Here is a 23,706-nt window from a genome sequence, read left to right on the forward strand (position 1 = left end):
CGTTTGCGTGCCTTCAATGTAGTACAATACAATTGTGTTGTACTACAATTTAGATCACAAAAAGAACAATCCAGGGATAAAAAAAAGCGCAGCTAACCGAAGATCGCTGCGCTGGGGTGTTCTGTAGCGGGTTTATGACCCGAGGACGTACTTCTCAATAGCGTAAGCGACGCCGTCTTCCAGGTTCGATTTGGTGATGAAATTCGCCACTTCTTTGACGGACGGGATCGCGTTATCCATCGCCACGCCGACGCCAGCGTATTCAATCATCGCAATGTCGTTTTCCTGATCACCTATCGCCATGATCTCATCCGGCTGAATGCCCAGCACATCCGCCAGCGATTTCACGCCTGTGCCTTTGTTGACGCGTTTGTCGAGGATTTCAAGGAAATACGGCGCGCTTTTCAGCACGGTGTATTTCTCTTTCACTTCAGCCGGAATACGGGCGATGGCTTTGTCGAGCACCACCGGTTCGTCAATCATCATCACTTTCAGGAACTGAGTGGCCGGGTCCATTTTCTCCGCTTCACAGAACACCAGCGGAATGGTGGCGACGTAGGATTCATGCACGGTGTAATAGCTGATATCGCGGTTAGCGGTGTAGAGCGTGTTGCGATCCAGCGCGTGGAAGTGTGACCCCACTTCGCGGGACAGTTTTTCCAGGAACCGATAGTCGTCGTAGCTCAGCGCGGTTTGCGCAACGGTACTGCCGTCGCTGGCTTTCTGTACCAGCGCACCGTTGTAGGTGATGCAATAATCTCCCGGCTGTTCCATATGTAACTCTTTGAGGTAGTGATGTACCCCGGCATACGGACGTCCCGTCGTCAGAACGACGTTGACCCCGCGCATACGTGCAGCAGCAATGGCGTTTTTAACAGCAGGAGAGATGGTATGGTCCGGTAGCAATAAAGTGCCGTCCATATCGATCGCGATGAGTTTAATAGCCATGTTTTCCCCGGATTAAATGAGTCTCCGCTCATGCTAACGCGATTTAGCTCAAAAAACAGCAAAAGAGAGGCGGGAAAAGGGGGATCAGATGGCGAGGCGGGATTCCTCTTTTGCAACCCCGGCAACATAGCGCCACCGGGGAAACAAACGGTTTAGATATCGATATTCGCCGCTTTCAGGGCGTTCTCTTCGATAAAGGCACGACGTGGTTCAACCGCATCACCCATCAGCGTGGTGAACAGCTGGTCGGCAGCAATGGCGTCCTTAACGGTCACGCGCAGCATACGACGGCTTTCCGGATCCATGGTGGTTTCCCACAACTGTTCCGGGTTCATCTCGCCCAGACCTTTATAGCGCTGGATGGAGAGGCCCCGGCGGGACTCTTTTACCAGCCAGTCGAGGGCGGCTTCGAAGCTGGATACCGGCTGGCGGCGTTCGCCACGTTCGATGAACGCGTCTTCTTCGATAAACCCGCGCAGTTTCTCACCGAGGGTGCAGATACGACGGTATTCCGGGCCGGTCACAAATTCGTGATCGAGCGGATAGTCGGTATCCACGCCGTGCGTACGCACACGGATGATCGGCTCAAACAGTTGCTGTTCCTTGTTTTCACGGATGTCGTATTTCCACTGGCTACCGTGCTGCTCTTTTTCGTTCAGCTCAGTCACCAGCGCGTTAACCCAGCGGGTGACCTTCTGTTCGTCAGAGAGATCGGCTTCCACCAGCGTCGGCTGATAGATCAGCTCTTTCAGCAGCGAACGCGGGTAGCGACGCTCCATACGGCCAATCATTTTCTGGGTGGCGTTGAACTCAGACACCAGACGCTCCAGCGGCTCGCCAGCCAGCGCCGGGGCGCTTGAGTTAGCGTGCAGGGTTGCGCCGTCAAGAGCGATGGCGATTTGGTATTGATCCATCGCTTCATCGTCTTTGATGTACTGCTCCTGTTTGCCTTTTTTCACCTTGTACAACGGCGGTTGCGCAATATACACATGACCACGTTCGACAATTTCCGGCATCTGACGGTAGAAGAAGGTCAACAGCAGCGTACGAATGTGCGAACCATCGACGTCCGCATCGGTCATGATGATGATGCTGTGATAACGCAGCTTATCCGGGTTGTACTCGTCGCGACCAATGCCGCAACCGAGTGCAGTGATAAGCGTCGCCACTTCCTGAGAAGAGAGCATCTTGTCGAAGCGAGCTTTCTCCACGTTAAGGATTTTACCTTTCAGCGGCAGAATCGCCTGATTCTTGCGGTTACGGCCCTGCTTCGCAGAACCGCCCGCAGAGTCCCCTTCCACGAGGTACAGTTCGGACAGCGCCGGGTCACGTTCCTGGCAGTCCGCCAGTTTGCCCGGCAAACCGGCGAGGTCCAGCGCGCCTTTACGGCGGGTCATTTCTCGGGCTTTACGCGCTGCTTCACGGGCACGCGCCGCATCAATGATTTTACCAACCACAATTTTCGCGTCAGACGGGTTTTCCAGCAGATATTCGCTCAGCAGTTCGTTCATCTGCTGCTCTACCGCTGATTTCACCTCAGACGAGACCAGCTTGTCTTTAGTCTGTGAGGAGAATTTCGGATCCGGCACTTTGACGGAGACGACCGCAATCAGACCTTCACGAGCATCGTCGCCGGTAGCGCTGACTTTCGCTTTCTTGCTGTAGCCTTCTTTGTCCATGTAGGCGTTCAGGGTACGGGTCATCGCTGCACGGAAACCTGCAAGGTGTGTACCGCCATCGCGCTGTGGAATGTTGTTGGTAAAGCAGTAGATGTTTTCCTGGAAGCCATCGTTCCACTGCAACGCCACTTCCACGCCAATACCGTCTTTTTCGGTAGAGAAGTAGAAAATCGTCGGGTGGATCGGCGTTTTGTTTTTGTTGAGATACTCAACAAACGCCTTGATGCCACCTTCGTAGTGGAAATGGTCTTCTTTGCCGTCACGCTTGTCTTTCAGGCGGATAGAGACGCCAGAGTTCAGGAACGACAGCTCACGCAGACGTTTCGCCAGAATTTCATATTCGAATTCGGTGACGTTGGTGAAGGTTTCCAGGCTCGGCCAGAAACGCACCATGGTACCGGTCTTTTCGGTATCACCCGTAACCGCCAGCGGTGCCTGCGGTACGCCGTGTTCGTAAATCTGACGATGGATCTTGCCTTCGCGGTGAATTATCAGTTCCAGCTTCTGCGACAGCGCGTTAACCACGGAGACGCCGACGCCATGCAGACCGCCAGACACTTTATAGGAGTTGTCATCGAATTTACCGCCCGCATGCAGGACGGTCATGATCACTTCCGCGGCGGATACGCCCTCTTCCGGGTGAATACCGGTCGGGATACCACGCCCATCATCGGTAACAGAGACAGAGTTATCTGCATGGATCGTGACCACGATGTCTTTACAGTGACCCGCGAGCGCTTCGTCGATAGCGTTATCTACCACCTCGAATACCATGTGGTGCAGACCGGTGCCGTCATCCGTGTCGCCGATATACATACCCGGGCGCTTACGCACCGCATCCAGCCCTTTCAGGACTTTGATACTGGAGGAGTCATAAGAATTCGACATCAACGTTTCTCGCTCATTTAATCTTGGGTTAATCCGTTATTTTACCCTTTTCCACGGTGAACATCTTCGAATTTTTGTCCGACATGTCCATAACGTGTTCAGCGCTGATCGCGCTGACAAAAACCTGTGATTGCGTCGCTTTTAAACGGCTGGCCAGCAGCCCACGGCGCGCATCATCCAGTTCAGAGGCAAAATCATCTATGAGGTACAGGCAGCGTCGCCCGCTTTCACGGGTGAGAAACTCCCCTTGCGCCAGACGCAGCGCACACATCAGGAGTTTAAGTTGCCCGCGCGACAGCGTGTCTTCCACCGGCGCACCGTCGGCGCGAATGCGGAAATCCGCTTTATGCGGACCGTGCGCGGTGTACGTTAACAGGCGATCGCGTTCAAAGTTTTTCTCCAGCGTTTCGGCATAATCCGTCTCTTTCTCCCAGCCGCGCTGGAAGGAGAAGGTCAGAGAAAACTCGGGTAAAAACTGCTTACAGGTGTCCGCCATGTCTTCCGCAATGGCCGCACTGTATTCGGCGCGCCAGCGGCTTATCTGCTCCGCCAGCGGGATAAGCTCGGTATCCCACGGGCGCAACTGTGCATAACGGTTCACCTGACGCAGCGCCGCGTTACGCTGCCTGAGCAGGCGCTTCAGATTGCTCCATGCCGTAAAGAAACCGGCTTCATTATGGAAGCATCCCCAGTCAAGGAATGCTCTTCTGTATTTGGGGCCGCCATTGAGTAAAGTAAACCCCTCCGGCGTAATCAGTTGCATCGGCATCAGCAGCGCCAGCTCTGCCACCTTGTGGCCATCGGTGCCGTCAATGCGTACTTTGCTGTCGCCGAGTTTGTCTTTGGTCAGGCCGATAGCGATTTCGCGCTCTTCGCCCTGCAAACGACCGTGTAATACAAAGGACTCCTGTTCATGGCGGATCACGCGGCCAGGCTGCAAACTGCGAAACGCCCGGCCATGGCCGAGCGTATAAATGGCTTCCAGAACGCTGGTTTTTCCGCTGCCGTTGGCGCCAACCAGAAAATTAAAGCCGGGGGATAAGGCGAGATCCGCGCTTTCAATGTTGCGAAAGTCGCGGATCAACAGGCGGGAAAGCGACATTACAATCTCATTGGCATAACAACATAAGCCGCCGACTGTGATGCGGCATCTTCAATCTGTACGCTCGAAACGGAGTCGGTCAGCAGAATACGGACGTTTTCGCACTTCAGCGCATTCAGAACGTCCAGTACATAGCTGACGTTGAAGCCGATTTCCATTTCTGTGCCGCCGTAGGTAACGTCCAGCATCTCTTCCGCCTCTTCCTGCTCCGGATTGTTAGCGGTGATTTTCAGCTGGTTTTCGCTGACGTACAGACGTACGCCGCGGAATTTCTCATTCGACAGGATTGCCGCACGGGCAAAGGCCTGTTTGAGAATATCACAACCAGCTTCCAGATGTTTGTCCGGGTTTTTCGGCAATACGCGGCGATAATCCGGGAAACGGCCATCAACCAGTTTGGAAGTGAAGATAAAATCGCCGACGTGAGCGCGAATATTGTTGCTGCCGATCTGTACGCGCAGAGGATTGTCGCCGCCGTCGAGCATACGCATCAACTCAATCACCCCTTTACGCGGCACGATCACCGAATGGTTCGGCAGCGGCTCACCGACAGGCATTGCGCACACTGCCAGACGGTGGCCGTCTGTCGCCACGGTACGCAGTTCTTCGCCTTCGGTCTCAAACAGCATACCGTTCAGGTAATAACGAACATCCTGATGCGCCATCGAGAACTGGGTCGCTTCAATCAGACGTTTCATCGTCGCCTGCGGCAGGGTGAATTCCACCTCGCTCTGCCAGTCGTCGAGATTCGGGAAATCGGTAGCAGGCAGCGTGGAGAGCGAGAAACGGCTGCGGCCAGAGCGCACCAGCATCCGATCGCCTTCAAGCTGTACCGCGATTTCCGCCCCTTCCGGCAAGCCACGGCAGATATCAAAGAATTTACGTGCCGGAACGGTCGTTGCCCCGGGTTCGTGCGGCTGATTCAGCGCGACGCGAGCCACCATCTCCATTTCGAGGTCAGTACCGGTCAGCGACAGCGCGCCGTCTGCGACCTGAAGCAGCAGGTTACCGAGAATCGGCAGCGTTGGGCGGCCACCTAACGGACCACTCACCTGTTGCAACGGTTTTAATAAATGTTCACGTTCTACGGTAAATTTCATAGCGTCACGAAGATAATGTTCTGATTAAGTTTGAGAAATCTTCTTTGATGTCGTGGCTTTCTTCACGCAACTGTTCGATTTTACGACACGCGTGCAGCACGGTGGTATGGTCGCGGCCACCAAACGCATCGCCAATTTCCGGCAGACTGTGGTTGGTTAACTCCTTTGCCAACGCCATCGCCATCTGGCGAGGACGTGCGACCGAGCGGGAGCGGCGCTTGGAAAGCAGATCCGCCACCTTTATCTTGTAATACTCTGCCACCGTCTTCTGGATGTTGTCGATGGTGACCAGTTTTTCCTGCAGCGCCAGTAAATCACGCAGCGCTTCACGCACGAAATCGATAGTGATCGCCCGGCCGGTAAAATTGGCGTTGGCGATGACGCGGTTCAGCGCCCCTTCCAGCTCACGCACGTTGGAACGCAGGCGTTTGGCAATAAAGAACGCGACCTCTCCCGGCAGACGAATGTCGTTTTCATCAGCTTTTTTCATCAGGATCGCCACGCGGGTTTCCAGTTCTGGCGGCTCGATCGCCACCGTCAGCCCCCAGCCAAAGCGGGATTTCAGACGATCCTCAACGCCGTTGATCTCTTTCGGATAACGATCCGACGTTAAAATGATCTGTTGATTGCCTTCGAGCAGGGCGTTAAAGGTGTGAAAAAACTCTTCCTGGGATCGTTCTTTATTGGCAAAAAACTGAATGTCATCGATAAGCAACGCATCAACGGAACGGTAGTAACGCTTAAACTCTTCAATGGCGTTATTTTGCAGTGCTTTGACCATGTCCTGAACAAAGCGCTCAGAGTGCATGTACACCACTTTGGCATTCGGCTTACGGGCCACAATCCCATTACCCACCGCATGCAACAGGTGCGTTTTACCGAGACCGGTGCCGCCATAGAGGAACAGCGGGTTATAGGCGCCGCCGGGGTTATCAGCCACCTGACGGGCAGCTGCGCGGGCCAGCTGGTTTGATTTACCTTCAACGAAGTTATCAAAGGTGTGCTTAACATTGACGTTAGAACGGTAGGTCGGTTCTGCCGGCGCCGGGACGTTATCCCAACCCGGACGCGGAGCGGGCGCGGTACGCGGCATCTGGATCTGCGCCACCTGGGCAGGCGCCGCCGCATGAACCGGCTCTTTCACCGTTTGCGCGACGGGTTTTGTGCCAACTTCAAAGCGTAACAGAGGGGCATCGGTACCGCAGAAATCGTTCAGCAGTCCATTGATATTATTCAGGTATTTGTCCCTTACCCAATCAAGAACAAAACGATTTGGCGCGTACAAAGCCAGCGTGTTATCGCTCAGTTCCGCCTGCAACGGGCGGATCCACATACTGAATTCTGTGGCTGGTAACTCATCCTGCAATCGGGCAAGACACTGCTGCCAAAGCGAAAGTGACACGGCGGACTCCACTCGAACAAAAAGAAAAAATGAAAACGATCGTGATTGTTGGCACACGTCGACTGTACGTATCAACCCCGTTAAAGGTTGATTTGTTTTTGGACCCTGCGCAAAAGGGTGACGTGCGAACCGCTGTGCGCGGTTTTATTACCCGGCCAGGATCTAAAGATCGCGATCAGGACCGCGGATCATAGCGTAATCTGAACCAGAGATCTTCTGTTTCTCACAGATTCTTCCCCTTTTATCCACAGGAAGGATCGAAACCGGATAAGTGTAATCGATCCTGGCACGAGTGAAGCAGGATTTAGGCCGCATATTGGAAAAATTAATGAGTACGGACGAATTTTTGCTTAAACGATCTAATAAAGATCCTGCACGATCCTTGCGCTTTACCCGGGAGGCCGTATAATCCCCCACCCGGCGCGTAGAGCCCGAGTTCTTGTGTCGACGGCTGCTCACTTTTTGCACGTAAAAGTGCGGAATTACGCGGGAAAGAAGGTAAAGAGAATTGACTCTGGAGTGTACAATTATTACAATCCGGCCTCTTTAATCACCCAAGCTGAAGCGTTAGTCGTTCGAATGTTGTTCGGGTATACGCAAAAGTCAGTGAATTTATTCAAGTTTAGGTAGAAATCGCCATGAAACGCACTTTTCAACCGTCTGTACTGAAGCGCAACCGTTCTCACGGCTTCCGTGCTCGTATGGCTACTAAAAATGGTCGTCAGGTTCTGGCACGTCGTCGTGCTAAAGGCCGCGCTCGTCTGACCGTTTCCAAGTAATAAAAGCTAACCCCTGAGTGGTTAAGCTCGCATTTCCCAGGGAGTTACGTTTGTTAACTCCCAATCATTTCACTTTCGTCTTCCAGCAGCCACAACGGGCTGGCACGCCGCAAATTACTATCCTCGGCCGCCTGAATTCGCTGGGGCATCCCCGCATCGGTCTTACCGTCGCCAAGAAAAACGTCAAGCGCGCACATGAACGCAACCGGATTAAACGTCTGACGCGTGAGAGCTTCCGTTTACGCCAGCATGAACTTCCGTCCATGGATTTCGTGGTGGTGGCGAAAAAAGGGGTTGCTGACCTCGATAACCGTGCTCTCACGGAAGCGTTGGAAAAATTATGGCGCCGTCACTGTCGCCTGGCTCACGGCTCCTGATAGCCCTTATTCGGGTCTATCAGCGCCTGATTAGTCCGCTACTCGGGCCACATTGCCGTTTCACACCAACCTGTTCTCAATACGGAATTGAGGCATTGCGCAGGTTTGGAGTGATAAAAGGCAGTTGGTTGACGGTGAAACGCGTATTAAAATGCCACCCTTTACACCCGGGTGGAGACGACCCCGTCCCACCAGGACCCTTTGATACCAGAGAACACTAACGATGGATTCCCAACGCAATCTTCTTATCATCGCTTTGTTGTTCGTGTCTTTCATGATCTGGCAGGCGTGGGAGCAGGATAAAAATCCTCAACCACAGCCGCAACAGACCACGCAGACAACGACCACCGCAGCAGGTAGTGCAGCAGACCAGGGCGTACCGGCCAGTGGCCAGGGGAAACTGATTACGGTTAAAACCGATGTGCTTGAACTGACCATCAACACCAGCGGTGGTGATGTTGAACAGGCGCTGTTGTTGGCATACCCGAAAGATCTGGGTTCCAATGAACCGTTCCAGTTGCTGGAAACTACGCCACAGTTTATCTACCAGGCGCAGAGCGGCCTGACTGGACGTGATGGCCCGGATAACCCGGCTAATGGTCCTCGTCCGCTGTATAACGTTGATAAAGATGCGTTTGTACTGGCGGATGGCCAGAGCGAACTGGCTATCCCGCTGACGTATACTGACAAAGCCGGTAACACCTTCACCAAAACTTTCACCCTGAAACGCGGCGAATATTCAGTGAATGTCGGCTACGACGTGAAAAACGCCGGTGAGAAACCGCTGGAGCTGGCGACGTTCGGTCAGTTGAAGCAATCCATCAACCTGCCGTCTCACCGCGATACCGGCAGCAGCAACTTTGCGCTGCATACCTTCCGCGGCGCGGCGTACTCAACGCCGGACGAGAAGTACGAAAAATACAAATTCGATACCATCGCCGACAACGAAAACCTGAATGTGAATGCCAATAATGGCTGGGTAGCGATGCTGCAACAGTATTTTGCTACCGCATGGGTGCCGCGTAACGATGGCACCAACAATTTCTACACCGCCAACCTGGGCAACGGTGTTGCCGCGATCGGTTACAAATCACAGCCAACGCTGGTGCAGCCGGGTCAGAACGCGACGCTGAACAGCACCCTGTGGGTAGGTCCGGAAATTCAGGACAAAATGGCTGCCGTTGCGCCGCATCTGGATCTGACCGTGGACTATGGCTGGTTGTGGTTCATCTCTCAGCCGCTGTTTAAACTGCTGAAATGGATCCACAGTTTCCTCGGCAACTGGGGCTTCTCCATCATCGTCATCACCTTTATCGTTCGTGGCATCATGTACCCGCTGACCAAAGCGCAGTACACCTCCATGGCGAAGATGCGTATGCTGCAGCCGAAGATTCAGGCAATGCGCGAGCGTCTGGGCGATGACAAACAGCGCCAGAGCCAGGAAATGATGGCCCTGTACAAAGCTGAGAAGGTCAACCCGCTGGGCGGCTGCTTCCCGCTGCTCATCCAGATGCCTATCTTTCTTGCGTTGTATTACATGCTGATGGGCTCTGTGGAACTGCGCCATGCGCCGTTTGCGCTGTGGATCCACGACTTATCCGCACAGGACCCGTACTACATCCTGCCGATCCTGATGGGCGTGACGATGTTCTTCATTCAGAAGATGTCGCCGACCACAGTGACCGACCCGATGCAGCAGAAGATCATGACCTTTATGCCAGTCATCTTTACGGTGTTCTTCCTGTGGTTCCCGTCAGGTCTGGTGCTGTACTATATCGTCAGCAACCTGGTGACCATTATTCAGCAGCAGCTGATTTACCGTGGTCTGGAAAAACGTGGGCTGCACAGCCGCGAGAAGAAGAAGTCCTGATAACCTTCATTCTTTCAGCCAGAAGGCGGTCTCAGGACCGCCTTTTTTAATACGAGTGATTTTATGAGCCATAACGACACAATCATCGCCCAGGCAACCCCACCGGGACGCGGTGGTGTGGGTATTCTGCGCATCTCCGGCCTGAAAGCGCGGGACGTTGCTCAGGCTGTGCTGGGTAAACTGCCAAAGCCGCGCTATGCCGATTATCTGCCGTTCAGAGACGCAGACGGCACCGCGCTGGATCAGGGCATCGCGCTGTGGTTTCCTGGCCCGAACTCCTTTACCGGTGAAGACGTGCTGGAACTGCAGGGTCACGGTGGACCGGTGATCCTCGACCTGCTGCTTAAACGTATTCTGACGCTGCCGGGTGTGCGTATCGCAAAGCCGGGCGAGTTTTCCGAACGCGCCTTCCTCAATGATAAGCTCGATTTAGCCCAGGCAGAGGCGATTGCCGACCTGATTGACGCCAGTTCAGAACAGGCGGCACGCTCCGCGCTGAACTCACTGCAGGGGGCGTTTTCAGCTCGCGTGAATCATTTAGTGGAAGCACTCACTCACCTGCGAATCTACGTGGAAGCCGCCATCGACTTTCCGGATGAGGAGATCGACTTTCTCTCAGACGGCAAAATCGAAGCCCAACTCAACGCGGTTATCGCCGATCTCGATGCGGTGCGTGCAGAAGCGCGCCAGGGCAGCCTGTTGCGCGAAGGGATGAAAGTCGTGATTGCCGGGCGACCTAACGCCGGGAAATCCAGTTTGCTTAATGCGCTGGCCGGTCGCGAAGCGGCGATCGTGACGGATATTGCGGGCACAACCCGCGACGTGCTGCGCGAGCATATCCACATTGACGGCATGCCGCTGCACATCATAGATACTGCCGGCTTGCGTGATGCCAGCGACGAAGTGGAACGCATCGGCATCGAACGCGCCTGGCAGGAAATAGAACAGGCGGATCGTGTGTTGTTTATGGTGGATGGTACTACCACCGATGCTGTCGACCCTGCCGATATCTGGCCCGATTTTATCGCCCGTTTACCGGCAAAACTGCCGATTACCGTCGTGCGTAATAAGGCCGATATTACCGGAGAAACGCTGGGTATCAGTGAAGTAAATGGTCACTCACTGGTTCGCCTCTCCGCGCGTACCGGCGAAGGTGTGGAAACGCTGCGTAATCATCTTAAACAGAGCATGGGCTTTGAAACCAACATGGAAGGGGGTTTTCTGGCTCGTCGTCGTCATTTACAGGCGCTGGAAGAAGCAGCGAATCATCTGCAACAGGGTAAAGCGCAGCTGCTTGGCGCCTGGGCAGGCGAACTGCTGGCCGAAGAGCTGCGTCTGGCACAACATAACTTAAGTGAAATTACCGGCGAATTTACGTCAGACGATCTGCTGGGACGTATTTTCTCCAGCTTCTGTATTGGCAAATAATTCGTGAGCGATTCGGCGAATGTGACTAAGGATATGTAAAAGTCATGCCAGGAGCCTTTTCAGACAAGTTTTTCCGCATTAAAACCTGTCCATTATCGGTAATAATACATTACAGACCGTTAACCATTGTCCATTAATCAGGGAGCGAAAAATGGCCACTCACTTTGCACGAGGCATCCTAAGCGACGAGCAACTCGCGTCGGTACGACTTCCGTCAACCGTGCACCATGCGGCACGACGGCTACCGGAGCATCGCCGTGCGCGTTTCATGGGATCGCGCGCGCTGCTGGCTGAACTGATGTTCATGCTGTATGGCATCAGTGAATTACCGGAAATCATCACGGAACCTAACGGAAAACCCGTTTTTGCCGATGCGGAATTGCCTGCTTTTTCGGTTGCTTATACCGGCAATATTGTCGGCGTGGCGCTGGCGACAGAGGGAAACTGTGGCCTCGATATGGAACTGCAACACGCCAGCATCCCGGAAGCGTACCCCTTCACCCGTAACGAGAATCTGTGGATCGACAATCAAAACGATCCTCATGAGGCGCGAACCCAGATGGTCGTCCTGCGCCAGAGCGTATTAAAGATGACCGGTCACGCTACACAGGATTCCCCCCGGCAGTTACAACTGCTTCCTGGCTCGGGCCGTTTGCGCTCTGCTGAGGTTATGCAGATTGAGGCGATTTGCGATGCCGAGGACATTCTGGTGTGGTCAGTTGCCACCAGCCCCGCTATTGAAAAGCTCAATCTGTGGGAATTTCACAGCAAAAAAGGCTGGGACAGTCTGACCGATGCACAAACCCGCGCAAATGAACCCGCCACACGCCTGATGCGATTTACCAGCCTGCCTGCCGAAAAAGCCCTTATAATCAACTGACCTGACATATCATGATGCAAAGGAGTAATCATGTCTGACACGTTGAACGTTGTGACGTTACTGGGAAGCCTGCGTAAAGGCTCATTTAACGGTATGGTGGCGCGCACGCTGCCTAAAATCGCGCCTGCGGGAATGGACATCTCTGCGCTGCCGTCTATCGGCGACATTCCGCTTTATGATGCGGATGTCCAGCAGGAAGAGGGGTTTCCGCAAAGTGTTGAAGCCCTGGCCGCGCAAATCCGCCAGGCCGACGGTGTGGTTATTGTTACGCCGGAATATAACTATTCGGTGCCGGGTGGGCTGAAAAATGCCATCGACTGGCTGTCACGTTTGCCTGACCAGCCACTGGCGGGTAAGCCGGTACTGATTCAGACCAGCTCAATGGGCGCTATTGGCGGCGCGCGCTGCCAGTATCACTTGCGTCAAATCCTGGTGTTTCTCGACGCCATGGTGATGAACAAGCCGGAATTCATGGGCGGTGTGATTCAGAATAAAGTCGACCCGCAGACGGGTGAAGTGATTGACCAGAGCACGCTGGATCATCTGACCGGTCAGTTGACTGCGTTTGGTGATTATATTCAGCGCGTGAAGGCGTAAACAAAAGCCCGGCGGCGCGATGCCTGCCGGGCCTGCACTACGTAAATCCTTTAGTGCGCGTCGATAAACACAATCTTCAGCACAAACAGCAGCGCGACGACAATGACGCACGGGCTGAGATCGCGGAAACGACCGGTACCGATTTTCATCACACAGTAGGAAATAAAGCCCAGCGCAATCCCTTCGGTGATGGAGAAGCTGAACGGCATCATCACTGCGGTAATAAACGCCGGTACCGCCTCTGTAAGGTCATCCCACTTCACGCGTGACAGACTAGAAGTCATCAGCACGCCGACGTAAATCAGCGCCCCTGCAGCAGCGTATGGTGGCACCATGCCCGCCAGTGGAGAGAGGAAAATCACCAGCAGGAACAGCAAACCAACAATCACTGCCGTCAAACCGGTACGACCGCCTACGGAGACGCCGGAAGAGGATTCGATATACGCGGTGACAGATGAGGTGCCGATGAACGACCCGGCGACGGATGAGATACTGTCAACGTACAACGCCTGCTTCATGCGCGGGAACTTACCGTTTTCATCGGTGAGACCGGCTTTATCAGTCACGCCAATCAGCGTGCCGGAGGAGTCAAAGAGGTTAACCAGCATGAAGGAGAAGATCACCCCGGCCAGGCCAATATTCAGCGAACCCGCGAGATCCACATGACCCAGGACGGTTGTGACGCTCGGTGGTGCGGAGACAATGCCGTTGTAATGCACATCCCCCAGCAGCCAGCCCAGCAGCGTGGTGACCACTATAGATACCAGCACCGCCGCATGGATGTTACGGGATGCCAGAATCGCGATGATGAAGAAACCCAGCACGCCAAGCAGGACGTTATGCGACGTCAGGTTGCCAATGGTGACCAGCGTTTCGCTGTTCGCGACAATCACCCCGGCGTTTTTCAGTCCCATCATACCGATGAACAGGCCGATACCGCTGGTGATGCCGACGCGCAGGCTGACAGGGATATTGGCGATCATCCAGTAGCGGATGCGGAAAATGGTCAGCAGCAGCAGACCCACCGCACCCCAGAAAATCGCGCCCATCCCGACCTGCCACGGCAGGCCCATCGCGCCAACGACGACAAACGCAAAGAAGGCGTTAAGCCCCATCGCAGGTGCCAGCGCTACCGGCAGATTAGCAAACAGGCCCATCAGGATGCTGCCGAACGCAGCGATAAGACAAGTAGTCACAAACACGGCGCTGGTGTCCATTCCCGCGGCGCCAAGAATTTGCGGGTTAACAAAAACGATGTAAACCATCGTCAGGAAAGTCGTAAAGCCGGCGATGACTTCGGTGCGTGCCGATGTCCCGTGTTCGCGCAGTTTGAACACGCGCTCAAGCAGTCCCTGACCAGAGGCCTGGGTAGTGTGTTGTTGACTCATCTTCTGGTTCCGAGCAAAGGAGGGAAAATTCGTCGCTATCCTACCCCAAAATGCGACAATAGGGTGGATTAACTCGCACTTTTTTTATTGGTTTTTCTTATACGGCAACGATTGCGTTGCGCAATTTTCATCAGGTAAACGATAAACTTGTTATAACAGGAAACGGCATGACCAACATTGAAGCGGTATTTTTCGACTGTGATGGTACGCTGGTCGACAGTGAAGTGATTTGTTCCCGCGCCTATGTCTATATGTTTCAACAGATGGGCATCACCCTTGATCTCGAAGAAGTTTTTAAACGCTTCAAGGGTGTAAAACTCTATGAAATTATTGATACGATCAACGCCGAACAGGGGGTGAATCTGCAAAAAGCAGATTTAGAACCGCTCTATCGCGCCGAGGTCGCACGCCTGTTCGACAGCGAACTGGAGGTTATTGCGGGGGCAAATACGTTGCTGGATGCGGTTACCGTTCCGATGTGCGTCGTGTCTAATGGCCCGGTCAGTAAAATGCAGCATTCGCTGGGAAAAACCGGCATGTTGCACCACTTCCCGGAAAAACTGTTCAGTGGCTACGATATTCAGCGCTGGAAACCCGATCCGGCGCTGATGTTCCATGCGGCAAAAGCGATGAACGTGAACCCGGAAAACTGCATTCTGGTGGATGATTCCAGCGCGGGCGCGCAATCCGGCATCGCGGCAGGGATGGAAGTGTTTTACTTCTGCGCCGACCCGCACAACCCGCCGATTGACCACCCGAAGGTGACGACGTTCAGCGCGCTGTCGGAACTGCCCGCGCTGTGGAAAGCGCGCAGCTGGCATGTGACGCGATAATAAAAAAGCCCGGTGGCACAACACCACCGGGTTTTTTACGGTGTATCACTCTTTCGGATCTTTACCCGCCAGTAGTTTGTCCAGCTCATCGCCGCCCACATGTCGGAAATCCTGCCCTTTGACGAAATAGAAAATGTATTCGCAAATGTTCTGACAACGGTCGCCGATACGTTCGATGGAGCGCGCACAAAACAACGCAGTCAGGACGCTTGGGATAGTGCGGGAATCTTCCATCATGTAAGTCATCAACTGACGCACAATGCCTTCATATTCCTGATCCACTTTCTTGTCTTCGCGATAGATACGGACAGCTTCGTCGATATCCATACGTGCAAAGGCATCCAGCACATCATGCAGCATTTGTACGGTGTGGCGACCCAGCGATTCCAGGCTCACCAGCAGCGGCTGGTGCTGTTGCGAGAATTTCTCCAGTGCCGTACGACAGATTTTATCCGCCACGTCGCCAATGCGCTCCAGCTCAGCGATAGTTTTGATGATCGCCATCACCAGGCGTAGGTCGCTGGCGGTTGGCTGGCGCTTAGCAATGATACGTACGCAGGCTTCATCGATGGCCACTTCCATCATATTGACCTGTTTGTCGCCGTCGATAACACGCTTCGCCAGTTCCTGATCCTGATTATGCATCGCGGTAATCGCGTCAGAGAGCTGCTGTTCCACCAGCCCACCCATAGTCATCACCTGGGTGCGGATATGCTCCAGTTCTGCATTGAACTGGCCGGAAATATGTTTGTTGAGATTAAGGTTGTCCATCGCTAACTCCAAATCAACCGTAGCGGCCAGTAATGTAATCTTCTGTCTGTTTTTTCGCGGGCTTGGTGAACAAGTCATCCGTATTACTGAATTCGATCAGCTCGCCAAGATACATAAATGCAGTGTGGTCAGAGCAACGTGCCGCCTGTTGCATGTTGTGTGTCACGATCACAACGGTGTAATCCTGTTTCAGCTCGGTGATAAGCTCCTCGATACGTCCGGTGGAGATAGGATCCAGCGCTGAGCACGGCTCATCCAGCAGCAGCACTTCCGGGCGAATCGCAATACCGCGCGCGATGCACAGACGCTGTTGCTGACCACCAGAGAGAGAGTATCCGCTCTGGTGTAACTTATCTTTGGTTTCGTTCCATAATGCGGCTTTGGTCAACGCCCACTGCACACGCTCATCCATATCCGCGCGGGACATTTTTTCAAACAGACGCACGCCAAAGGCGATGTTGTCGTAGATAGACATCGGGAACGGCGTTGGTTTCTGGAATACCATACCGACTTTGGCACGCAGCAGCGCAATATCCTGGGTGTTGGTGAGAATATTGTCGCCATCCAGCAAAATTTCGCCTTCTGCACGCTGCTCAGGGTAGAGCTCATACATTTTGTTGAAGGTACGCAGCAATGTAGATTTACCGCAGCCAGATGGCCCGATAAATGCCGTCACCTGATTCTTTGCGATGTCCAGATTGATGTTCTTAAGGGCATGGAATTTGCCGTAGTAGAAGTTCAAATCACGAACCGAAATCTTACCCGGGGCAGTATTAGCCATACTCATCTCACTCTCTTCCTTATCCGGCGCCGTCCGTGACCGCGCCGTAAAATTAACCGTGTTTACTCTTGGCAAAAATGATGCGCGCCAGAATGTTCAGCAACAGGACGCAAAGGGTAATGATCAACACCCCGGCCCAGGCCAGTTGTTGCCATTCAGCAAACGGGCTCATCGCAAATTTGAAAATGGTGACCGGCAGGTTGGCGATTGGCTGCATCATGTCGGTACTCCAGAACTGGTTGGAGAGCGCAGTGAACAGTAACGGCGCCGTTTCCCCGGCGATACGCGCCACCGCCAGCAGCACGCCGGTCAGGATGCCGGAAACCGAGGCTTTCACCGTGATGGCGGAAATCATCTTCCATTTCGGCGTTCCCAGTGCATACGCAGCTTCACGCAGACTGTCCGGAACCAGTTTAAGCATGTTCTCGGTGGTTCGAATGACAATCGGCACCTGCAGCAACGCCAGCGCAATCACCCCGGCCCAACCGGAGAAGTGCTCCATTTTGGCCACCACGATGGTGTAGACAAACAGGCCAACCACGATGGATGGCGCGGAGAGCAGGATATCGTTAATGAAACGAATAAACTCCGCCAGCAGGGATTTACGGCCATATTCCGCCAGGTAAATGCCGGCCAGAATGCCCAGCGGCGTACCAAAGACGGTGGCCCACAGGATCAACAACCCGCTGCCAGCGAGAGCGTTCGCCAGTCCACCGCCTGCCGTATTTGGCGGTGGCGTCATTTCAGTGAACAGTGCCAGCGACATGCCGTCAAAACCGCGGGACACAGTAGAAACCAGGATCCAGATAAGCCAGAACAGACCGAACACCATGGTCGCCATTGACAGCGTCAGGGCGATACGGTTTTTCATGCGGCGGCGAGCCTGCATTTTGCGGCGGGATTCCGCCAGTTCAGCGGTTGTTTGCATTTCAAGAGTCGCCATTAACGCGCCCCCTCGTTTTTCGCCAGTCGCAGGATCATGAATTTCGAGGCAGCCAGAACGATGAAGGTGATAACAAACAGAATCAGACCCAGTTCCATCAACGCGGCAACGTGCAGGCCGGATTCCGCTTCTGCGAATTCGTTCGCCAGCGCCGAGGTAATGCTGTTACCCGGCATATACAACGAGGCGCTATCGAGCTGGTAGGTATTACCGATGATAAAGGTCACCGCCATGGTTTCACCCAGTGCACGGCCCAGGCCGAGCATGATGCCACCGATAACCCCGTTCTTAGTGAACGGCAGGACGATGCGCCAGATCACTTCCCAGGTCGTACAGCCGATGCCGTACGCGGACTCTTTCATCATGACTGGCGTCTGTTCAAACACATCGCGCATTACCGCTGCAATGTAAGGGATGATCATGATAGCGAGGATGACGCCAGCGGCCAGAATACCAATGCCGAATGCCGGACCGGAGAACAAAGCGCCCACAAACGGAATGCTGGACAGCACATTGCCGACTGGCTCCTGGAAGTACGTAGCGAACAGTGGTGCGAAAATAAACAGCCCCCACATGCCGTAAACGATACTTGGAATCGCCGCCAGCAGCTCAATAGCAATCCCCAGCGGGCGTTTCAGCCAGGCCGGGGCAAGTTCTGTCAGAAACAGTGCGATACCGAAGCTCACCGGAACGGCGATCAGTAGCGCGATAAAGGAGGTGACCAGCGTACCGTAGATGGGTACCAGCGCACCGAAGATATCATTTGGCGCATCCCACTCTTTGGTCCACAGAAACGAGAAACCAAATTTCTGAATGCTTGGCCAGGAGGAGATGATCAGGGAAACGATGATGCCACCCAGCATCAATAGCACAATCAGCGCAGCCAGTTTTACCAGCGCACTGAATATCATGTCACCCTGTTTACCCGGTGGGTTAAAAGCAGGCTTGGTTGCAGCCATAAGTTACTCTTCAGTTATTTACGTCTTACGAAAAGGCGATGAGCATTCATGCTCACCGCCATCTTCGTCAAAAAGATCCTGTTAGTACAGCGCTTTACCGCTGCTATCTTTCACGTTGGTCTTCCATGCAGCACGAACCTGCTCAACCACGCTGTCCGGCAGGGTTGCATAATCCAGTGCATTGGCTTCTTTTCCACCGTTCTTGTACGCCCAGTCGAAGAATTTCAGCACTTCAGCGCCCTGCTCAGCATTTTTCTGCTCTTTATGCACCAGGATGAACGTCGTGGAAGTGATTGGCCACACGTCGGCCCCTTTCTGGTTGGTCAGGTCCTGAGCGAAAGATTTGCTCCAGTCGATGCCTTTAGCGGCATTAGAGAAGCTCTCTTCGGTTGGACTAACATCTGCGCCATCAGCAGATTTCAGTTTGGTATAGGTCAGGTTGTTCTGCTTAGCGTAAGCATATTCAACATAACCGATAGAGCCTGGCAGACGCTGTACGAAGGCGGCGATGCCATCGTTACCTTTTCCGCCCAGACCTGTCGGCCAGTTAACCGTTGAGCCCGCACCGACTTTGGATTTCCACTCTTCGTTCACTTTTGCCAGGTAGCTGGTGAAAACGAAAGAGGTACCGGAACCATCAGCACGACGAACCACCGCGATATTCTGAGAAGGCAGTTTTTTGCCTGGGTTCAGCTTAGCGATTGCTTCGTCATCCCATTTTTTGATTTTGCCGAGGTAGATATCCCCCAGGGTTTTACCATCCAGCACCAGCTCGCCAGATTTGAAGCCAGGCAGGTTTACCGCCAGCACCACGCCGCCAATCACGGTCGGGAACTGGAACAGCCCTTCCTGCTGTAATTTGTCATCCTTCAGCGGAGCGTCAGACGCGCCGAAGTCAACGGTGTTTGCTGTGATTTGCTTAACGCCACCGGAGGAGCCGATACCCTGATAGTTGACTTTATTACCCGTTTCTTTCTGGTAGGTATCAGCCCACTTGGCATACACCGGCGCAGGGAATGTTGCACCAGCGCCAGTCAGGCTTGCTGCTGCTCCAGCCGCGAAAGCGCTCATCGATAAGGTCGCGGCGACAACAGTTGCGACAGTGGTACGCATAACTTTCATAATGTCTCCTGCAAGATTTGTATAAATCGTTGTTTAAGTGGCTACGATGAGCAAAATAGGACAAAGAGGTGACAGTTATATGTACGGTTTATTACAGTTTGATGACAGTAGAAAATTTTGTTTAATGTGCGTTTGAAAGTGTCTATTTTTCATATCGATAGCAACGATTATGACCATAATATGTCAGAAAAATTTTATTTCTGTGACACTGAAAAAGGTAGCTGAAGATGACAGATTGTCATAAAGGAAAGGCGGAAAAACGCCCCATTTATTGATATGGGGCGTTTTTTTATTACTCAACCGTGACTGATTTTGCCAGGTTGCGCGGTTGGTCAACATCGGTGCCTTTAATCAGCGCGACGTGGTAAGCCAACAACTGCAGCGGTACGGTGTAGAAGATCGGCGCAATGACCTCTTCCACATGCGGCATCTCAATGATGTGCATGTTGTCGCTACTGGTGAAACCAGCATCGCGATCGGCAAAGACATACAGATGACCGCCACGCGCACGCACTTCTTCGATGTTGGATTTCAGTTTTTCCAGCAATTCGTTGTTAGGTGCCACGACAATAACCGGCATATCGGCGTCGATCAGCGCCAGCGGACCGTGCTTGAGTTCGCCTGCGGCATACGCTTCCGCGTGGATATAAGAGATCTCTTTCAGTTTCAGCGCGCCCTCCAGCGCAATCGGATACTGATCGCCACGGCCGAGGAACAGCGCGTGGTGTTTGTCAGAGAAATCTTCCGCCAGCGCTTCAATACGCTTGTCCTGCGACAGCATCTGTTCAATGCGGCTCGGCAGCGCCTGCAGACCATGAACGATGTCATGCTCAATAGCGGCATCCAGGCCTTTCAGACGCGCCAGTTTCGCCACCAGCATCAACAGAACCGTTAGCTGAGTAGTAAATGCTTTGGTGGAGGCCACGCCAATTTCGGTCCCGGCTTTGGTCATCAGCGCCAGATCAGATTCACGCACCAGCGAGGAGCCCGGCACGTTACAAATAGCCAGCGAGCCAAGATACCCCAGCTCTTTCGACAGACGCAGCGCCGCCAGCGTATCCGCTGTTTCGCCAGACTGCGACAGGGTGATCATCAGGCTGTTGCGGCGCACCGCGGATTTGCGATAGCGGAATTCAGAGGCGATTTCCACGTCGCACGGCACGCCAGCCAGCGCTTCGAACCAGTAACGGGAGACCATTCCGGAGTTGTACGACGTGCCGCAGGCAACAATCTGGATATGTTCGACCTGAGCCAGCATCTCGTTGGCATTCGCGCCCAGCTCGCTTAAATCAACTTCACCGTGACTGATACGGCCGGTCAGGGTGTTTTTGATGGCGTTCGGCTGTTCGTAGATCTCTTTCTGCATGTAGTGACGGTAGATGCCTTTATCACCGGCGTCATACTGCAGATTAGATTCGATGTCCGGGCGTTTAACTTGTGCGCCAGACCTGTCGAAGATGGTGATAGAACGACGTGTAACCTCAGCGATATCGCCCTCTTCAAGGAAGATAAACCGACGGGTCACCGGCAGCAGCGCCAGCTGGTCAGACGCAATGAAGTTTTCACCCATGCCCAGACCAATGACCAGTGGGCTTCCTGAACGAGCGGCCAGCAGCGTGCCCGGATCGCGGGTATCCATGATCACCGTGCCATAAGCGCCACGCAACTGCGGGATAGCGCGCAGCACAGCTTCACGCAACGTACCGCCCTGCTCAAGCTCCCAGTGAACGAGGTGAGCAATCACTTCGGTGTCAGTCTCTGAAGCAAAGACGTAACCACGGGACTGCAGCAATTCGCGCAGTGGTTCGTGGTTTTCGATGATACCGTTATGCACCACAACGATGTGTTCAGAAACATGCGGATGCGCGTTTCCTTCCGACGGTTCGCCGTGTGTCGCCCAGCGGGTGTGAGCAATACCTGTACCGCCATGCAACGGATGTTCTTCCGCCGCCTGGCTCAGCATCTGGACTTTTCCGAGGCGGCGAAGACGGGTCATATTCCCTTCTGCGTCAACGACTGCCAGACCGGCAGAGTCATAACCACGGTATTCCAGACGACGTAATCCTTCGAGAAGGATTTCAGCAATATCACGCTGCGCAACTGCGCCAACAATTCCACACATAATGTTTTATTCCGAATTTAGGCATTACGCCTGCGTTGTCGCTGACCTGCTTTTGCCCGTTTCCCGGGCGCCCCGAGCCTTGTAGAGAGTGGGGTTATATTTATAGGTACTGCCATTGGGGTGGGAAATTATATTATTTCCTCACCCCTGTCTGCCGGATAGCGCTGACGCTTATCCGGCCTACAAAACTGTATTATTTCTTCTTCACCGGGCGTTTCCAGCCCTGCTTATGAACCTGCGGTACGCGGCTTAATACCAACTCATTATCAGCCACATCGCGCGTAACCGTGGTTCCCGCCGCAATGGTCACGCCTTTTCCAATGGTTACAGGTGCCACCAGTTGCGTATCGGAGCCGACAAACACATCATCACCAATGATGGTTTTGAATTTGTTCGCACCATCGTAGTTACAGGTGATGGTGCCCGCACCGATATTCACATTGTCGCCAATTTCCGCATCGCCGAGATAGCTCAGGTGACCGGCTTTTGAGCCTTTACCCAGCCGCGCTTTTTTCATCTCGACAAAGTTGCCCACATGCGCGCCTTCCAGTAGCTCTGCACCAGGACGCAAACGTGCGAACGGCCCAATGGTGCAGGCGGCTTCAAGGTACGAATTTTCAACCACGCTGTAGGGGCTGATTTCACAGTCGTCGCCAATGATGCTGTTTTTGATAACGCAGCCGGTGCCGATTTTTACGCGGTGGCCCAGCGTGACCTGGCCTTCCAGGATAACGTTAGTATCAATTTCCACATCGCGCCCGTGAATCAGCTCGCCGCGTAAATCGAAACGCGCCGGATCACGCAGCATGACACCCGCCAGCAGCAGTTTTTCGGCCTGCTCTGACTGATAAATACGCTCAAGGCGGGAAAGCTGGAGGCGATTGTTCACGCCGTCCGTTTCGCTGATGCGCGCCGGATGAACGGCGGCAATTTCACGCCCTTCGTGGTACGCCATCGCAATGATGTCGGTGATGTAGTACTCACCCTGCGCGTTGTTATTGTTGAGCTTCGACAGCCAGCGCTTCAGATCCGCACCACTGGCAATCAGGATACCGGTATTGATTTCCTGAATCTGACGCTGCGCGTCGCTGGCATCTTTATGCTCAACAATGCCCGTCACTTTGCCGTTTTCACGCGTGATACGGCCGTAACCGCTGGGGTCATCCAGCTTAACCGTCAACAAACCAATGCCGCCCTGCGGTTTTGCTTCACGCAGACGCTGAAGGGTATCGACGGAAATCAGCGGTACATCGCCATAAAGCATAAGTATGTCTTCGTCATCGGCAAAGAACGGCGCGGCCTGCTGCATCGCATGCCCGGTACCCAGCTGTTCCGCCTGCAACACCCAGTTCAGGTTATCTTCTTTCAGCGCTTGCTTAAGGAGATCGCCGCCGTGACCATAGACCAGATGCACCTGGCTGGCGCCTAATTCATTAGCAGCATCAATGACATGCTGCACCATTGGTTTCCCGGCCAACGTGTGCAGCACTTTCGGAAGCTCGGAATACATGCGGGTTCCTTTGCCTGCGGCAAGGATCACCACGCTCATCGCACTGTTTGACATACGCATCCTGACAGTAATTTGAGTGGGAAGTAAAACCCTTTGACGTTGAAATTTCTACATATTTTGCATCATGAAATGGGATGCGGAGAAAACGCGCAACGCCCGGGTGTAAAACCAGTTTATAGCGCCATTTTCAGCGATCGTACGCGGTTTTGTCTCGAAAAAAATCCCCG

At 53.7% G+C, this 23,706-nt stretch carries 22 protein-coding genes; 9 read left to right on the forward strand and 13 right to left on the reverse strand.

The window, feature by feature from the left end:
• Positions 1 to 132 precede the first annotated feature (132 nt).
• The 5 genes from yidA to dnaA all read right to left on the reverse strand — a co-directional run bounded on the left by yidA (position 133) and on the right by dnaA (position 7,119).
• Positions 133 to 948, reverse strand: a complete 816-nt coding sequence (yidA, locus tag GTGU_RS19745) for a sugar-phosphatase (RefSeq protein WP_038161262.1) — start codon at positions 946 to 948, stop codon at positions 133 to 135.
• A gap of 152 nt (positions 949 to 1,100) precedes the next feature.
• Positions 1,101 to 3,515, reverse strand: a complete 2,415-nt coding sequence (gene gyrB / locus GTGU_RS19750; protein ID WP_038161265.1) for a DNA topoisomerase (ATP-hydrolyzing) subunit B — start codon at positions 3,513 to 3,515, stop codon at positions 1,101 to 1,103.
• A 28-nt stretch (positions 3,516 to 3,543) separates the two neighbouring features.
• Positions 3,544 to 4,617: a DNA replication/repair protein RecF gene (gene recF, locus GTGU_RS19755; RefSeq protein ID WP_038161269.1), complete on the reverse strand. Its 1,074-nt coding sequence runs from the start codon at positions 4,615 to 4,617 to the stop codon at positions 3,544 to 3,546.
• Positions 4,617 to 5,717: a DNA polymerase III subunit beta gene (dnaN, locus tag GTGU_RS19760; RefSeq protein ID WP_038161272.1), complete on the reverse strand. Its 1,101-nt coding sequence runs from the start codon at positions 5,715 to 5,717 to the stop codon at positions 4,617 to 4,619. The genes recF and dnaN overlap by 1 nt, the downstream gene beginning before the upstream one ends.
• A 4-nt stretch (positions 5,718 to 5,721) precedes the next feature.
• Entirely contained in the window at positions 5,722 to 7,119 is a 1,398-nt protein-coding gene (dnaA, locus tag GTGU_RS19765; RefSeq protein WP_038161276.1) for a chromosomal replication initiator protein DnaA, read from the reverse strand.
• A gap of 328 nt (positions 7,120 to 7,447) precedes the next feature.
• Here dnaA and GTGU_RS27100 point away from each other — a divergent pair, with 328 nt between their 5' ends.
• The 8 genes from GTGU_RS27100 (at position 7,448) to GTGU_RS19790 (ending at position 13,050) form a co-directional block, all read left to right on the forward strand.
• On the forward strand, positions 7,448 to 7,528 hold the full coding sequence (locus GTGU_RS27100) for a hypothetical protein (protein ID WP_425427513.1): 81 nt from the start codon (positions 7,448 to 7,450) through the stop codon (positions 7,526 to 7,528).
• Positions 7,529 to 7,757: 229 nt separating this feature from the next.
• Entirely contained in the window at positions 7,758 to 7,898 is a 141-nt protein-coding gene (rpmH, locus tag GTGU_RS25010) for a 50S ribosomal protein L34 (RefSeq protein WP_000831330.1), read from the forward strand.
• A gap of 17 nt (positions 7,899 to 7,915) precedes the next feature.
• Positions 7,916 to 8,275: a ribonuclease P protein component gene (gene rnpA, locus GTGU_RS19770; protein WP_038161279.1), complete on the forward strand. Its 360-nt coding sequence runs from the start codon at positions 7,916 to 7,918 to the stop codon at positions 8,273 to 8,275.
• The gene (yidD, locus tag GTGU_RS25015; RefSeq protein ID WP_072012027.1) at positions 8,239 to 8,496 is read left to right on the forward strand and encodes a membrane protein insertion efficiency factor YidD; all 258 of its coding nucleotides are present in this window, start codon (positions 8,239 to 8,241) and stop codon (positions 8,494 to 8,496) included. The genes rnpA and yidD overlap by 37 nt, the downstream gene beginning before the upstream one ends.
• 2 nt (positions 8,497 to 8,498) lie before the next feature.
• Positions 8,499 to 10,145 (forward strand): membrane protein insertase YidC, encoded by a 1,647-nt coding sequence (gene yidC, locus GTGU_RS19775; RefSeq protein ID WP_038161281.1) that lies wholly within the window; start codon positions 8,499 to 8,501, stop codon positions 10,143 to 10,145.
• A gap of 63 nt (positions 10,146 to 10,208) precedes the next feature.
• Positions 10,209 to 11,573 carry a tRNA uridine-5-carboxymethylaminomethyl(34) synthesis GTPase MnmE gene (gene mnmE, locus GTGU_RS19780; RefSeq protein WP_038161284.1) on the forward strand — a complete coding sequence of 455 codons (1,365 nt, stop codon included), beginning with the start codon at positions 10,209 to 10,211 and terminating at the stop codon, positions 11,571 to 11,573.
• Between the two features lie 151 nt (positions 11,574 to 11,724).
• The gene (locus GTGU_RS19785) at positions 11,725 to 12,453 is read left to right on the forward strand and encodes a 4'-phosphopantetheinyl transferase family protein (RefSeq protein WP_038161287.1); all 729 of its coding nucleotides are present in this window, start codon (positions 11,725 to 11,727) and stop codon (positions 12,451 to 12,453) included.
• Positions 12,454 to 12,483: 30 nt separating this feature from the next.
• Positions 12,484 to 13,050 carry an NADPH-dependent FMN reductase gene (locus GTGU_RS19790; RefSeq protein WP_038161290.1) on the forward strand — a complete coding sequence of 189 codons (567 nt, stop codon included), beginning with the start codon at positions 12,484 to 12,486 and terminating at the stop codon, positions 13,048 to 13,050.
• A 50-nt stretch (positions 13,051 to 13,100) separates the two neighbouring features.
• Here the strand turns inward: GTGU_RS19790 and GTGU_RS19795 are convergent, their stop codons facing one another.
• A complete protein-coding gene (locus GTGU_RS19795) occupies positions 13,101 to 14,438 on the reverse strand; it encodes an NCS2 family permease (protein ID WP_038161293.1) in 1,338 nt (445 codons plus the stop codon).
• Between the two features lie 167 nt (positions 14,439 to 14,605).
• Here GTGU_RS19795 and yieH point away from each other — a divergent pair, with 167 nt between their 5' ends.
• Complete coding sequence (yieH, locus tag GTGU_RS19800) at positions 14,606 to 15,271, forward strand: 6-phosphogluconate phosphatase (protein ID WP_038161295.1); 666 nt, start codon at positions 14,606 to 14,608, stop codon at positions 15,269 to 15,271.
• A gap of 45 nt (positions 15,272 to 15,316) precedes the next feature.
• Here yieH and phoU read toward each other — a convergent pair whose 3' ends face one another.
• The 7 genes from phoU to glmU form a co-directional block, all read right to left on the reverse strand.
• A complete protein-coding gene (gene phoU / locus GTGU_RS19805; RefSeq protein WP_038161297.1) occupies positions 15,317 to 16,042 on the reverse strand; it encodes a phosphate signaling complex protein PhoU in 726 nt (241 codons plus the stop codon).
• Between the two features lie 13 nt (positions 16,043 to 16,055).
• On the reverse strand, positions 16,056 to 16,829 hold the full coding sequence (gene pstB, locus GTGU_RS19810; RefSeq protein ID WP_038161299.1) for a phosphate ABC transporter ATP-binding protein PstB: 774 nt from the start codon (positions 16,827 to 16,829) through the stop codon (positions 16,056 to 16,058).
• A gap of 46 nt (positions 16,830 to 16,875) precedes the next feature.
• Positions 16,876 to 17,766, reverse strand: coding sequence for a phosphate ABC transporter permease PstA (pstA, locus tag GTGU_RS19815; RefSeq protein ID WP_038161301.1), 891 nt, complete (start codon positions 17,764 to 17,766; stop codon positions 16,876 to 16,878).
• Positions 17,766 to 18,725: a phosphate ABC transporter permease PstC gene (pstC, locus tag GTGU_RS19820; RefSeq protein WP_038161302.1), complete on the reverse strand. Its 960-nt coding sequence runs from the start codon at positions 18,723 to 18,725 to the stop codon at positions 17,766 to 17,768. The genes pstA and pstC overlap by 1 nt, the downstream gene beginning before the upstream one ends.
• A gap of 81 nt (positions 18,726 to 18,806) precedes the next feature.
• The gene (pstS, locus tag GTGU_RS19825; protein WP_038161303.1) at positions 18,807 to 19,847 is read right to left on the reverse strand and encodes a phosphate ABC transporter substrate-binding protein PstS; all 1,041 of its coding nucleotides are present in this window, start codon (positions 19,845 to 19,847) and stop codon (positions 18,807 to 18,809) included.
• 292 nt (positions 19,848 to 20,139) lie between these two features.
• Complete coding sequence (gene glmS / locus GTGU_RS19830; RefSeq protein ID WP_038161305.1) at positions 20,140 to 21,969, reverse strand: glutamine--fructose-6-phosphate transaminase (isomerizing); 1,830 nt, start codon at positions 21,967 to 21,969, stop codon at positions 20,140 to 20,142.
• 193 nt (positions 21,970 to 22,162) lie between these two features.
• On the reverse strand, positions 22,163 to 23,533 hold the full coding sequence (gene glmU, locus GTGU_RS19835; RefSeq protein ID WP_038161306.1) for a bifunctional UDP-N-acetylglucosamine diphosphorylase/glucosamine-1-phosphate N-acetyltransferase GlmU: 1,371 nt from the start codon (positions 23,531 to 23,533) through the stop codon (positions 22,163 to 22,165).
• Positions 23,534 to 23,706: the final 173 nt, after the last annotated feature.

It is taken from the genome of Trabulsiella guamensis ATCC 49490 (assembly GCF_000734965.1).
Classification (GTDB): Bacteria; Pseudomonadota; Gammaproteobacteria; order Enterobacterales; family Enterobacteriaceae; genus Trabulsiella; species Trabulsiella guamensis.

Bases quoted from the DNA above. Each gene is read 5' to 3' on its own strand.
- recF (WP_038161269.1), bottom strand. From the start codon at position 4,617: ATGTCGCTTTCCCGCCTGTTGATCCGCGACTTTCGCAACATTGAAAGC.
- pstS (WP_038161303.1), bottom strand. From the start codon at position 19,847: ATGAAAGTTATGCGTACCACTGTCGCAACTGTTGTCGCCGCGACCTTA.
- pstC (WP_038161302.1), bottom strand. From the start codon at position 18,725: ATGGCTGCAACCAAGCCTGCTTTTAACCCACCGGGTAAACAGGGTGAC.
- glmS (WP_038161305.1), bottom strand. From the start codon at position 21,969: ATGTGTGGAATTGTTGGCGCAGTTGCGCAGCGTGATATTGCTGAAATC.
- mnmE (WP_038161284.1), top strand. From the start codon at position 10,209: ATGAGCCATAACGACACAATCATCGCCCAGGCAACCCCACCGGGACGC.
- yidA (WP_038161262.1), bottom strand. From the start codon at position 948: ATGGCTATTAAACTCATCGCGATCGATATGGACGGCACTTTATTGCTA.
- pstB (WP_038161299.1), bottom strand. From the start codon at position 16,829: ATGAGTATGGCTAATACTGCCCCGGGTAAGATTTCGGTTCGTGATTTG.
- gyrB (WP_038161265.1), bottom strand. From the start codon at position 3,515: ATGTCGAATTCTTATGACTCCTCCAGTATCAAAGTCCTGAAAGGGCTG.
- phoU (WP_038161297.1), bottom strand. From the start codon at position 16,042: ATGGACAACCTTAATCTCAACAAACATATTTCCGGCCAGTTCAATGCA.
- GTGU_RS19795 (WP_038161293.1), bottom strand. From the start codon at position 14,438: ATGAGTCAACAACACACTACCCAGGCCTCTGGTCAGGGACTGCTTGAG.
- GTGU_RS27100 (WP_425427513.1), top strand. From the start codon at position 7,448: ATGAGTACGGACGAATTTTTGCTTAAACGATCTAATAAAGATCCTGCA.
- glmU (WP_038161306.1), bottom strand. From the start codon at position 23,533: ATGTCAAACAGTGCGATGAGCGTGGTGATCCTTGCCGCAGGCAAAGGA.
- GTGU_RS19790 (WP_038161290.1), top strand. From the start codon at position 12,484: ATGTCTGACACGTTGAACGTTGTGACGTTACTGGGAAGCCTGCGTAAA.
- yidD (WP_072012027.1), top strand. From the start codon at position 8,239: ATGGCGCCGTCACTGTCGCCTGGCTCACGGCTCCTGATAGCCCTTATT.
- yieH (WP_038161295.1), top strand. From the start codon at position 14,606: ATGACCAACATTGAAGCGGTATTTTTCGACTGTGATGGTACGCTGGTC.
- dnaN (WP_038161272.1), bottom strand. From the start codon at position 5,717: ATGAAATTTACCGTAGAACGTGAACATTTATTAAAACCGTTGCAACAG.
- GTGU_RS19785 (WP_038161287.1), top strand. From the start codon at position 11,725: ATGGCCACTCACTTTGCACGAGGCATCCTAAGCGACGAGCAACTCGCG.
- pstA (WP_038161301.1), bottom strand. From the start codon at position 17,766: ATGGCGACTCTTGAAATGCAAACAACCGCTGAACTGGCGGAATCCCGC.
- yidC (WP_038161281.1), top strand. From the start codon at position 8,499: ATGGATTCCCAACGCAATCTTCTTATCATCGCTTTGTTGTTCGTGTCT.
- rpmH (WP_000831330.1), top strand. From the start codon at position 7,758: ATGAAACGCACTTTTCAACCGTCTGTACTGAAGCGCAACCGTTCTCAC.